This window comes from Kaarinaea lacus (genome assembly GCF_975902315.1).
Map to the genome: position 1 here is coordinate 1 of NZ_CDLKIE010000469.1, position 12,345 is coordinate 12,345.

Annotated in this window: 11 protein-coding genes; 9 read left to right on the plus strand and 2 right to left on the minus strand. The window is 46.0% G+C overall.

Going from position 1 to position 12,345, the window contains the following annotated elements:
- Positions 1-265: 265 nt before the first annotated feature.
- Together ACWVCM_RS14485 and ACWVCM_RS14490 are read left to right on the plus strand one after the other, a co-directional pair.
- Complete coding sequence (locus ACWVCM_RS14485; protein WP_455202473.1) at positions 266-928, plus strand: response regulator; 663 nt, start codon at positions 266-268, stop codon at positions 926-928.
- Positions 925-2,340, plus strand: coding sequence for an ATP-binding protein (locus tag ACWVCM_RS14490; protein WP_455202474.1), 1,416 nt, complete (start codon positions 925-927; stop codon positions 2,338-2,340). The genes ACWVCM_RS14485 and ACWVCM_RS14490 overlap by 4 nt, the downstream gene beginning before the upstream one ends.
- Before the next feature lie 13 nt (positions 2,341-2,353).
- On the opposite strand, the gene ACWVCM_RS14495 is transcribed toward ACWVCM_RS14490, so the two are convergent.
- Positions 2,354-4,084, minus strand: coding sequence for a hypothetical protein (locus ACWVCM_RS14495; protein ID WP_455202475.1), 1,731 nt, complete (start codon positions 4,082-4,084; stop codon positions 2,354-2,356).
- 183 nt (positions 4,085-4,267) lie between these two features.
- On the opposite strand from ACWVCM_RS14495, the gene purT reads away from it, so the two are divergent.
- Genes purT through ACWVCM_RS14510 form a run of 3 tightly spaced genes read left to right on the plus strand, consistent with a single transcriptional unit; the run spans position 4,268 to position 6,962 of the window.
- Entirely contained in the window at positions 4,268-5,467 is a 1,200-nt protein-coding gene (gene purT / locus ACWVCM_RS14500; RefSeq protein ID WP_455202476.1) for a formate-dependent phosphoribosylglycinamide formyltransferase, read from the plus strand.
- 21 nt (positions 5,468-5,488) lie between these two features.
- Entirely contained in the window at positions 5,489-6,190 is a 702-nt protein-coding gene (locus ACWVCM_RS14505; RefSeq protein WP_455202477.1) for a hypothetical protein, read from the plus strand.
- A gap of 13 nt (positions 6,191-6,203) precedes the next feature.
- Positions 6,204-6,962 (plus strand): hypothetical protein, encoded by a 759-nt coding sequence (locus tag ACWVCM_RS14510; RefSeq protein ID WP_455202478.1) that lies wholly within the window; start codon positions 6,204-6,206, stop codon positions 6,960-6,962.
- 25 nt (positions 6,963-6,987) lie between these two features.
- Here the strand turns inward: ACWVCM_RS14510 and ACWVCM_RS14515 are convergent, their stop codons facing one another.
- On the minus strand, positions 6,988-7,281 hold the full coding sequence (locus ACWVCM_RS14515) for a hypothetical protein (protein WP_455202479.1): 294 nt from the start codon (positions 7,279-7,281) through the stop codon (positions 6,988-6,990).
- 250 nt (positions 7,282-7,531) lie between these two features.
- Between ACWVCM_RS14515 and ACWVCM_RS14520 the strand changes: the two genes are divergently transcribed.
- The 4 genes from ACWVCM_RS14520 to ACWVCM_RS14535 all read left to right on the plus strand — a co-directional run.
- Entirely contained in the window at positions 7,532-9,703 is a 2,172-nt protein-coding gene (locus ACWVCM_RS14520; protein ID WP_455202480.1) for an FAD-dependent oxidoreductase, read from the plus strand.
- Positions 9,704-9,739: 36 nt separating this feature from the next.
- Complete coding sequence (locus ACWVCM_RS14525; RefSeq protein ID WP_455202481.1) at positions 9,740-10,180, plus strand: YcgN family cysteine cluster protein; 441 nt, start codon at positions 9,740-9,742, stop codon at positions 10,178-10,180.
- Positions 10,181-10,312: 132 nt separating this feature from the next.
- Positions 10,313-11,389, plus strand: coding sequence for a galactose-1-phosphate uridylyltransferase (locus ACWVCM_RS14530; RefSeq protein ID WP_455202482.1), 1,077 nt, complete (start codon positions 10,313-10,315; stop codon positions 11,387-11,389).
- 744 nt (positions 11,390-12,133) lie between these two features.
- Positions 12,134-12,345 (plus strand): GGDEF domain-containing protein (locus tag ACWVCM_RS14535; RefSeq protein ID WP_455202483.1); only part of this gene is annotated, 212 nt, incomplete at its 3' end.

Here is a 12,345-nt window from a genome sequence, read left to right on the forward strand (position 1 = left end):
CACTGACACCAAAATTCTGTTGTAAACTAAAGCGCTGGAACGATAAATCTTGTTTTGATGCTTATAATCTGATTACTATCGTTGGGTTGATAGTGTTAATGATTCGAAATTTACTCGAGATTTCTTAAATATGGCTTAATATGGCCGATGACTATTGCAATAATCCGGATATTTTATGCGGTTGTGGTTAAGTAATAATCATATTTTTTCTTTTCAAAGCACTTATTAAAAATACCATAAAAACAGATAGATACAGGAAGGGCGAATGCGAGTTCTGTTAGTAGAAGATGATGAAGTATTAGGCGATGGTTTGCGCATCGGCCTGAAGCAGGCGGGTTATACCATTGACTGGGTCACTGACGGTTTGAGTGCCAACAACGCCATTACCGATAATGAATTCGATCTGGTGGTGCTTGATATAAATTTACCAAAAATGTCAGGACTGGAGGTGTTGCGCAATATTAGAAAACTGGGGCGACATACTCCCGTTTTATTACTGACTGCCCGGGATAGTGTACCGGACCGAGTCGAAGGACTGGATAGTGGTGCTGACGACTATATTGTAAAGCCGGTAGACCTGGATGAGTTGTGCGCGCGCCTGAGAGTATTGCAGCGAAGGGCTATGGGTCGTTCCGATCCAGTCATTCAACATGGCGAATTAGTACTGGATCCCGCTGCACATCGGGTGACAGTCAATGGTAAGCCTATTAGCTTGTCCATGCGCGAATTCGTGTTGCTGCAGCACCTGTTAGAGAACGTTGGAAGAGTGATTCCCCGGGCAAGACTGGAGCAAAAATTATATGGTTGGGAAGGTGAAGTAGAAAGTAATTCACTGGAAGTGTTTATTCATCATTTACGTAAAAAGCTGGGGTCAAATTTAATTCGCACCGTCCGTGGTGTGGGTTACATGATAGAGCAAACGTCTTGACTATTTCCATTCGCCGGCGATTACTCGCCAATCTTTTAATTATTATCGCATTCGTAAGTTTAATAACGCTTATATTAAGTTATGAAGATGCACGCCATGAAGTGCAGGAATTATTTGATGCCCAGTTAGCGCAATCAGGCCGAGTACTGCAGGCCCTGTTATTGCCTGAGTTGCTCGTCGGACCCAGCGCTAATCTTCAGGAGTTGCTGGATCGGTTCACTCAACTACCGAGTAAGCCCACCTTGAAGTACGAAGACGAAGAACATGCACTGGGTCATGAGTATGAGCGCAAACTTGCCTTTCAGGTCTGGAATAGTAATAAAGAGATATTGTTGCGGTCCGCTACTGCGCCGACCACTGCGTTATCTGTGGATGCACTGGATCCGCTCAACCGCGGATTTACCGATGAAGTGGTTGGTGTCTACGACTGGCGAGTGTTTTCGATATGGGATGAATCTAACCAGTACTTGATACAGGTGGGCGAACGCTATGATGTGCGCAACGAGCTTATCACTAAAATTAGTCGCCAGTTGATTACCCCGTCGCTGGTATCATTACCCTTCCTGGGTTTAATGATCTGGATTGGCATTGGTCGTGGACTACGTCCCGTACAAAAAGTGGCGCAAGAAGTTACGCGGCGCGATCCGGAATATCTGGAGTCCATGGATGTGGGTCCTGTGCCTTCGGAAATTAAACCGCTGGTGATTAGCTTGAACAGTTTATTTGACCGACTGCAGCTTGCCCTGGAATCCGAGCGGCAATTCACCGACGATGCGGCCCATGAGCTGCGCACCCCCCTGGCAGCGCTTAAAACCCAGGCGCAAGTGTCATTACGTGCAACCAGTGAAGAGGAGCGCCAAAAGGCATTGCGCCAGGTTCTTAATAGTGTCGATCGTGCGACGCACCTGGTAGATCAAATGTTAACGCTGGCCAGGCTTGATCCAGCGGCGACTACGCTAGTGCGACAGAAAATTAATCTTCACGAACTGGCTGCAGAAGTGGTCGCTGAACTGGTGCCCATCGCGTTGGAAAAAAACATCGAAATTGAAATAACCGGCAATGAAGATGTTGTGGTATCCGCAGAACCGGTCAGTTTATCGGTGTTGATTCGAAATTTGGTCGACAATGCTATTCGTTATACACCGTCACGAGGTGCCGTTGTGCTGGACATTAAGCCGCAAACAGACCATCAGGTTATTTTGTCAGTGGAAGACAGCGGCCCGGGGATAAATTCGGAGTTGCAGGGTCGAGTGTTTGACCGGTTTTTTCGTGTAACAGGAAATTCGTCACCAGGCTGCGGTTTGGGTTTATCTATAGTGCAACGAGTAGCTGATCTTAACCGGCTTACAGTTGATTTGAAAAACAAGGATAATGGTTCCGGCCTGGTAGCCAGTGTTATTTTTTCAGGTTAGCTTAAGCGGTTTGCTAGAATGATTCGTGTGTAGATATCAATAACTGCATATTATCGATACTTTCATCGCCATCCAGCGGGAAAGCCAGATCGATATGTAACACCACTGCACCGGATGAACGTGTTGATGTTAGTCGCATCCCCAGCCCAACATCTTTTAGCACATCCGTTCTTTCGGTTTTTTCCACGCCGGGATACCACGCGCGACCAACATCGAAAAATACCAGTCCACCCATGTTCGCCAGCTCAAACAGGTTCCAGCTACTGTAAAATCGTTGTTCCAGCGTTAATAAAAACATGCGATCGCCCCATTGATAACGCAAAGGGTAACCGCGCAAGCCAGAATCGCCCCCCAACAGGACCTGGTTATCAAGGTATGGGTTTTTAACGTATTCAGCGCTTAATGCCATGTAGAATATTTGATTTCGTATATTGGGTAAGTAATATCTGCTGGTAAAAGCAAGTGTGGTGTTATGAGCCGTACCGTCATCAATATTCCCACTGGTTTCAGGCGTAAATAAAATCAGCTGGTCTACAGCGGGTTTAAAGGCCATATTAGCAACCGCATCAAATACCAGGCCCTCATTGGTGGCACCAAATGATTCGTCGGACCAGCCAAGCTTCACTTTTATATCATTACCCAGGTTCAAGTCTTCAGTACGCTGAATGAGCCGAATCCTTCGTGTTTTTATTATTTTGTCTTCGTACAGGTTAAAGCCAACAAATGGGTAACGAAAATCGCGGTCATCTGGAACAGGTGAGCCGGGGAAATCATTGCTTGGTGAAAACTGGTCACTTTGTTTTTGATACCCGACACGCCAACGATAGACCAGGTTGTCAACATAGCCCTGGGAAAATCCCCAGTATGCTTCAGCAATTTCTTCGTTGTGACCAAACTGGTTGACGATATTTCCAAATTCGTAGAGGGAGTCAGTTTGACTGTCAGTTCCGGCTGCGATACCCATAGCCCAACGAGTATCCAGTGAATAGAATGGTCTTTCTAATGAAAAGAACTTGGTGCTGCCGTCGCTCTTGTCAGCGAACACCAACGTGAGTCTGTTGCGAGTACCAAATAACAGCGGATCAACGTACCTGAGCTGTGTTTCATTGCGGTCAACGTTGGAGTCAAATCGCAACTGGAGATCTTTACCGAATCCCAACAGGTTGGACTCAGCAACTTCTGCGCTAAAAGAGTTTTTGCCACCTTCCCGTCCAAAACTGATACTTCCGGTAAACGTCCAGGCGTCCTGTGTAAATACTTCAATGTCGACAACGTTGTCCTTCTCGTGGTAACGAACCGGTTTGATTTCAGCGTCGACGAGATAGCCATTGGTACGCAGCAATCGTTCAGTTTCTGTTAGCAGGCGATGGCTATAGTGGTCTCCCGATTGAAATAGTAGCTGATTTTCAATGATTGATTCCCGGGTTACTGCGTGCAATGAGTTTGCCAGGCGAAATAAAAATATATCTTCTTCCTCTTTATTAGGATCGAAAACATTACTTCGTCGAATAGTAATGTTGCCTATTCTGGCTTCCTTCTCTTCCAGTGTTGAATGATCAGGTATCCGTTCGGATTCAATCAAGGCCATTGTTGGCAATGAGCTGGGTTGTGCGGGGATATTCTGTTTATCCCAGTTTGCAGGGTCGTCAGCCTGGCCTACATCAGGAAGTATTAGAAGCAGGCCGTGAAACAGCAACAAGTGAAGGAATATATACTGTTTATTCAATGGATTGCTGGACTTCACGGTTAGATGGGAGGCTGTAATAATATTATTTCAAAGTTACAATAATAGAGCTTTGTCTCATTGATTACTGCAATGATCGATCCATCGCGAGGTTATAGTTTTAATATGGATAAGGTTATCTTCGACAGAAATGGTTAGTATTTAATCAGATTTTGCCTTGCAACACATCTTAGGAGCCATAACATGAAAATTGGGACGCCAGAATCAACCTCCGCTACCAGGATTATGCTACTAGGCAGTGGTGAATTAGGCAAAGAAGTGATTATTGCATTACAAAGATTCGGCGTCGAGGTCATTGCGGTGGATCGCTATGCCAATGCGCCAGGCCACCAGGTTGCACATACTGCGCATGTTATTAACATGGCTGATGGGGATGAACTGCGCACATTAATAAAAAATGTACAGCCACATATTATTGTTCCTGAAATTGAAGCAATTGCAACGGATACACTGGCTGAAATTGAAGCGGAGGGTAATATCGAAGTCATACCAACCGCGAAGGCCGCACAGCTTACCATGAACCGGGAAGGTATACGGCGCCTGGCAGCAGAAACCCTCGAATTACGCACCTCGCGTTACGCGTTTGCGGACAGTTTAAACCAGCTCGGAATGGCCATTGATTCGGTGATTGGTTACCCCTGTATTATCAAGCCGGTCATGTCGTCATCGGGTAAAGGCCAGGCACTAATAGAGGGGCCTGACGATGTGGAAAATGCCTGGAATTACGCCATGAGTGGTGGTCGAGTCAGTCATGGTAAAGTCATCGTCGAAGAAAAAATTGATTTTGATTATGAAATTACTTTGTTAACGGTGCGTTCGCTCAACGCACAGGGTGATACGGAAACCAGTTTTTGTGATCCTGTTGGGCATATCCAAAAACAGGGTGACTATGTGGAAAGCTGGCAGCCGCAGCCAATGTCGGAAAAGGCGTTGAAAAGCGCCCAGCACATTGCAAAGCAGGTGACGGATCAGCTGGGTGGCCGGGGAATTTTTGGTGTCGAACTATTTATTAAAGGCGACGATGTCTGGTTCAGTGAAGTCAGTCCGCGTCCGCATGATACCGGCATGGTAACCATGATCACACAATATCAAAGTGAGTTTGCGCTGCATGCCAGGGCGATTCTAGGTTTACCGGTTGATACAAGATTGCGGTCTCCTGGTGCCAGCGCCGTTATCTATGGTGGATTTGATGGCACGTCAATTAGCTATCATGGTGTTGATGATGCGCTACGAATTCCGCAAACGGAGATTCGCCTGTTCGGTAAACCGGAATCCTTTGTCAGGCGGCGTATGGGTGTGGCGTTAGCCTATGACCAGGACACCAGTAAAGCGCGCGATCTGGCCAGGCGTGCCGCTGCCTGTGTTAAACCCTCTGAAGAATAAGCGCTAAATTATCTCCTTGTTATGACGGATGATTCAAAAAAAATCAGCAAATCGACACGCAGCGACATTGATGCGTTTCTAAATAAGGCCGCGCTCACGCCAGGGATGAAGCCATCGGGTGAACGAGGCAGGCTTATTTTCGCCATGGACGCCACCGCCAGCCGTGAAGCAACCTGGGATCATGCCTGTCAGTTACAGGCGGAAATGTTTTCGGAAACGGCGGCATTGGGCGGGCTGGAGATCCAGCTGTGTTATTACCGGGGTTACGGTGAATTTGATGCCTCGCCCTGGTTATCCAGTTCTCAGGATCTACTCAGGCGAATGACCGCTGTCCGTTGCCTGGGCGGTCATACACAAATTGAAAAAATCCTTCGGCACGCCGTGCGGGAAACCAGGCAAAAAAAAGTCAATGCACTGGTGTTCGTGGGTGATTGCCTGGAAGAAAATATTGATGATCTGTGTCACCAGGCCGGGGAACTGGCATTGCTGGGTGTGCCGATGTTTTTGTTTCATGAAGGTTATGATCCGGTCGCGACTATGGGATTCAAACAACTGGCAGAACTGACACGTGGTGCCTATTGCCGTTTTGATGCCAGTAGTGCCCAGCAACTAAAAGAGTTATTAGGTGCTGTCGCGGTTTATGCCGCTGGTGGGCGCAAGGCACTGGAGAATTTCAACAAACGCCAGGGTAAAACAGTGTTGCAATTAACACAGCGTAAATAACCAGAGAATTACATTGCGTACACTGATCATATTACTCGCGATTATTGCCCTGCTGTTCATCGCACGTTTTTTGTACCGGCAATCCTCCCTGGATTTGAAAAAAGTCGGTCGCTGGATATTGATCGTGCTAGGTGGTGGACTATTTTTGTTTCTACTGGCCACCGGTCGTTTGCACTGGTTATTCGCACTGGTAGCAGCCGCGTTGCCTGCCCTGTATCGCTTATTACCCTTAATACGTTATGTGCCGTTATTGCGAAACTTGTATCGCCGCTATCAGGCCAATCAACAAAATGCGTCAGGTCCATCCACGGGACAAACTTCAACTGTCCAGTCCCGTTATTTGCGCATGAGCTTGAATCATGACACGGGAGATATGGATGGAGAGGTCTTGCTTGGCCAGTTCAAGGGACGTCAGTTGCAAAGTCTCAGCCTGGAGCAGCTTTTGCTCTTACTCAATGAATGCCAGCAGGATCAGGATTCTCAGTCCTTGCTGATGGCATACCTGGACCGCGTTCATGAGCACTGGCGAGATGAAACGCAGCAGGATGAAAGTTTTGGACGGGAACAGCAATCGCAACAGCCGTCGAGCACTGGCAAGATGAGTGCCCAGGAAGCGCTTGAAGTGCTGGGATTGAACACAGGCGCAACACAAGAGGATATTATTAATGCTCACCGGCGATTGATGCAAAAACTGCATCCTGATCTCGGGGGATCAACCTATTTAGCGGCAAAAATTAACCTGGCCAAGGATGTCTTGACGAGAAAAAGCTGAGCTTTCGCTCGGGAATGAGCAAATATCATTCATCCTGGCTGTTGTCTTTGGGTTTTTTAGGGCTTAGCGTTACTACAACATTTTTTTGGGGTTCATCCACAAATCGCGGTTTCGCTGTTGACGGAGTCCCTTTTTCTGCGAGTATTTCCGCTTCCCGCGATGCAATCAGCTGTAGACAATCACGAATTCCATGAATGGTAGCTTCAGATAGCGGGTGTTTCATGCCTTCGGGCGTTACAGTATCTTTTGCTACGTCCGTTAATACGCGTCGGCACATGCGTAAAATACGCTGTTCCTGAGTTTGCTCTTCTGAAGCCATGGGATGCTCCCTGCCTGGTTAAGGTTGTTTAGGGTCAATATTGTGACATAATTCAAGGTGATATCGCTAATAGCATTTATATATATCCGCTAAAAAATATATACTGAGTGCAGGTATAGATGCTGCAAGTCGTAACAATATTCATTTCAATGTATCAAAGCAGATAATAAGACACGAATTTAAATACAACGGTCTGTTTGCAGAAGCAATTCATCAGAATCGTAAGAAAAACCATCATTAAGGATCTTATATGTCTAAGTCGCTAATTGGCCGTTTACTGCTGTTTTGCTTCATTGCGGCCCTGGTTGCATCCTATTTTATTTTCGACCTGGGTCAGTATTTCACGCTTGATTATTTAAAGGAACAACAACACGAATTCACAAAGTTCTATTATAAAAACCAGTTGTTGACTATTAGCGTTTATTTCGCAATTTATATTGCAGTAACAGCGCTATCATTACCTGGGGCGGCGATCATGACCCTGGCAGGGGGCGCGGTTTTTGGGTTGGCGATCGGCACAGTCGTGGTTTCTTTCGCCAGTACCATCGGGGCAACACTGGCATTTCTGGTTTCACGTTTCCTGTTGCGCAACTATGTGCAAAACAAATTTCAGGACAAGCTTGTATCCATCAATGATGGTATTCGAAAAGACGGTGCTTTTTATCTATTTACCCTGCGCCTGATACCCATTTTTCCGTTTTTTATTATCAACCTGGTTATGGGTGTCACCCCAATAAGGACATTGCAGTTCTTTTTGGTAAGCCAAATTGGGATGTTGCCGGGCACCATTGTATATATCAATGCCGGTTCTCAGATTGCCGCTATCGATTCATTGAGCGGGATATTGTCGCCCGGTCTTTTGGCGTCGTTTGCCTTGCTGGGTATCTTCCCCCTGCTGGCGAAAAAGACGGTTGAATATTTGAAAACCCGCAAATACCTGCGACATTTTTTGAAACCACATCGTTTTGATTACAACATGGTCGTGATCGGGGCGGGTTCCGCGGGTTTGGTATCGGCATACATCGCATCGGCCGTGAAGGCTAAAGTGGCCCTGATAGAAAAAAATAAAATGGGTGGCGACTGTTTAAATACCGGCTGTGTTCCCAGTAAAGCATTGATTCGTTCTACGCGGATACTGAATTACGCAAAGCGGGCCAGGGAGTTTGGCTTTAAGAAAGCAATCATTGAATATGATTTCGCGGATGTCATGGAACGTGTTCAGCGAGTGATAAAAAAGATCGAGCCGCATGATTCGAAGGAACGTTATACGAAACTGGGTGTGGAATGTATAAATGGTACAGCTAAGATAATTACGCCCTACGAAGTACGAGTCAACGGGCGTTCCCTGATAACCAGGAATATCGTGATTGCAACGGGCGCCAAACCTTTTGTGCCTGACATTGATGGCCTGGAAATGGTGGATTATCTGACTTCGGATACTATCTGGAATTTGCGTAGCAAACCGGAACGCATGCTTGTTCTGGGCGGTGGTCCCATTGGCAGTGAACTTGCGCAATGTTTTCAACGTCTGGGTTGCAATGTGACGATTATTGAACGCAATCCTCGTATACTCAGTCGTGAAGATAATGATGTTTCCCTGCATGTTATGGAAAGTTTTAAGCAGGACGGCATTCGGGTATTGACCAATCATAATGCCAGGCGGGTAGTGGCTGATGCACAGCATAAATACATGGTTTGTGAGCATGAAGGTAAGGCTGTCTCTGTTGAGTTCGATGAAATATTAATTGCTTTGGGTCGCAAACCTAACGTGGAAGGATTTGGTGTGGAGGAACTGCACATTCATACTTCAACGCGCGGTACAATTGAAACGGATGATTTTTTAAGAACCAATTATCCCAATATATATGCCTGTGGCGATGTGGCAGGTCCGTATCAGTTTACCCATACAGCAGCGCATCAGGCATGGTATGTAGCGGTAAATGCCTTGTTCAAACCCTTTAAAAAATTCAGGGTCAATTATTCTGTAATTCCCTGGGCCACATATACCGATCCGGAAGTAGCGCGGGTGGGTTTGAATGAGTCCGAAGCAAAGCAAAAAGGCATTCCCTATGAAGTCACTCGTTACGGTATTGATGATCTGGATCGGGCCATTGTCGATGAAGAAGATCGTGGCCTAATTAAAGTGCTTACCGTACCGGGCAAGGATAAAATTCTGGGTGTTACCATTGTTGGTCATCATGCAGGAGAATTGATCGCCGAGTTTGTGACTGCGATCACTCATGGATTGGGCCTGGAAAAAATCCTGGGCACTATTCATATCTATCCTACCTTAACCGAGGCTAATAGATATGCTGCCGGTAACTGGAAAAAAGCCCACAAGCCGGAACGTATTTTACGTTGGCTGGACTGGTTTCATCGTTATCGACGCCTGCGCGGTACGCGGCCGGCCAAGGTCCATTAACCATTAAATAGTCTTTTGCATTCTGATTCGCTGTTCATGAGCAAACCGTTTTGGGAAAGTAAATCTCTCGCCGACATGACGCGGCAGGAATGGGAATCGTTGTGCGATGGGTGTGCCCGTTGTTGTCTTGTCAAACTGGAAGATGAAGATGATGGCAGTATCCATTACACCAATGTCGTATGCGACTTGCTGGATCTTGAAACCTGCCGTTGCACCCGGTATGAAACAAGGTCAAAGCTGGTACCGGAATGTGTTGTTGTGACGCCTGATGTGCTGGACCAGTTGCACTGGATGCCATCAACATGTGCCTATCGTTTGTTATGGGAAGGCAAGCCACTACCGGAGTGGCACCCTTTGGTTAGCGGTGATCCGCAGTCAGTTCATTTAGCAGGTATTTCAGTCCGCGGGCGAGTATACAAACAGCAGGAAGTCGATGAGGCTGAATTACCAGAGTATGTCGTCAGTTGGCCGGAGTAGTGTATATAAGCTTAATGTTCTTCGTCCGTACCAGGAATTTCTATCTATAGATTGATTAATACAATTTAATAGTAATTGTCGCAAGCATTGCTAATCTAGCCCTTGACAATACAGGAGGCAGGGAAAAACTGCATGGACACAACAGAAAGAGAAGTGCGCGAAATACGTATTGATCCGATCGTACCGACTGAGTCGGTGCTGGTATCTACGGTCCGCAATCTAAGGCCACGTAAAAAGGAACAGCCTGCGCCCCGCGATACACGCTCACATGTGAAAGAGTGCCCATTTTGTCGTGGCAATGAGCATATGACACCGCCCGCTATAACCGAGTGTAAAGATCAGGAACAGTGGATTATCCGGATTGTTGAAAATCTTTACCCCGTGCTTAGCGATGCAAGCCAGGGATCCGCGATTAGCGAGGGCTTGCGGCAGGCAATTGATGGCTATGGTCGGCATGAAGTGATCATTGATCATCACAACCATGGCATCGCGATCCACGAGATGTCCGAACAACACTTGCGACAGTTGTTCCTGACTTACCAGCAACGCATGATGGAACTTTATCAAAGTGACTCGAGGTTGCGCTATATATTGGTGTTTAAGAATTTCGGCCCTGCTGCAGGTGCCAGTATTCCACATACCCATAGTCAAATAATTGCGTTACCGGTAATTCCTGAAAATGTTCAGGCCGAAGTGCATTTTAGTGCCTCTTATCACCGCCAACACCATCATTGTGTCTATTGCGCGTTAATCGATGATGCCCTGTCTTTCAATGCCACCGTCTATGACCGGGAAACCGGGGAGTCACAACGCACTTTACACGCTGACACATATGTCGTGGAGAAAGGTGAGCATTTCATCGCGATCAAGCCATTCGCCAGCCGATTTGAATGGGAGGTACATATTTTGCCCTTGAAACATCAGGCAGATTTTATTGATACGTCTGAAGAGCTTTTATTGGACTACGCCCGAGTGTTTCGAAACACAATGACTCGACTGGACGGGGTTTTAGGTGGCGCGCAATACAACTATTTTTTACATACTTTGCCACATAACTCCAAACAGGACTACCATCATAGTTATCACTGGCATTTGGAGATTTGTCCACGCACCAGTATTCCCAGTGGTTTTGAATTAGGTTCAGGGCTGCATGTTAATACCGTAAGCCCCGAGGCTGCGGCAAAACAGTTACGGGAAATACAAATTTAAAATCTTGGCCCGGTGGCTATCGTGAGAACTATATAGGTCTCTTTTTTGAGCTGGCTATGATCGCTGGCGAAAACAGTATGTGATTTGTCTGTTGTTGGTCTCCGGTTAACAAGTCCGCTATGATACTAGCGGCGATATTAACGAATTAAAAGTTAACCGTACTAAATAATAAATTGTTTCCTCTCCATTTCATTCACAAAATATCCACACACTATTTCATCATGTGGTTAAATATCGATCTAATCGTGTTTAATAGGCCATCAATAAAAAAATATTTATCCACACTTTTATTTTTTAAGATAGCGTCTATTCTTAATGTAAATTCTGAGTAGTGTTGCTTAGATGGTGGTAATAGATGTATGGCTCAGGTCGTTTCCCGTTTTGATGGTCGTCAAACCATCAGGTTTCGAGTTTGGGCAAGGGTGTGATCAATTATTGAGGAACAGTTGATTTTTTCACACTCGATCGCAATGCAACCAGATTAAAAAACTAACAAAGTATTTCATAAAAATAATTTTTTTCCTGACGGTAACAAAGGGTACCTGGTGACTTGTTACGTTAGGGCCTCAACGACAGTAGTCTCAGAATACATAGTTAACAGCAATAATTTTAGTTGCATGATGGTGTGTTGGTGATGAGGTGCAGGTAACTGCATTCCACTTTACCCACACAAGCTGTGTATGTGAGAGACAGGGTTCAACCCGGCGAAAATAATAGATTCTCAAACAAAGAGGCTTAACTGTCATGGTGGCAATAGCAAAGCGACTGGTACCTGCTCAAAAAATTTCTCTTCTTCAGCGTGAACACTTCAGGGCTACCCATGATCCTGTTACCGGCCTGTTGAATCAAGTGGCGCTTGATGAACACATCGAGCATCAAATTATGTTAAGCGCCCGTTATAACAAGTCATTCGCCATTTTTATGATTGAGCTTGATCCCTTTCAGGAATTTGCCTC

Excerpts from the sequence above, each read along its gene's own strand:
- ACWVCM_RS14520 (WP_455202480.1), top strand. The coding sequence starts at position 7,532 with ATGTCTAAGTCGCTAATTGGCCGTTTACTGCTGTTTTGCTTCATTGCG.
- ACWVCM_RS14530 (WP_455202482.1), top strand. The coding sequence starts at position 10,313 with ATGGACACAACAGAAAGAGAAGTGCGCGAAATACGTATTGATCCGATC.
- ACWVCM_RS14485 (WP_455202473.1), top strand. The coding sequence starts at position 266 with ATGCGAGTTCTGTTAGTAGAAGATGATGAAGTATTAGGCGATGGTTTG.
- ACWVCM_RS14505 (WP_455202477.1), top strand. The coding sequence starts at position 5,489 with ATGACGGATGATTCAAAAAAAATCAGCAAATCGACACGCAGCGACATT.
- ACWVCM_RS14525 (WP_455202481.1), top strand. The coding sequence starts at position 9,740 with ATGAGCAAACCGTTTTGGGAAAGTAAATCTCTCGCCGACATGACGCGG.
- purT (WP_455202476.1), top strand. The coding sequence starts at position 4,268 with ATGAAAATTGGGACGCCAGAATCAACCTCCGCTACCAGGATTATGCTA.
- ACWVCM_RS14515 (WP_455202479.1), bottom strand. The coding sequence starts at position 7,281 with ATGGCTTCAGAAGAGCAAACTCAGGAACAGCGTATTTTACGCATGTGC.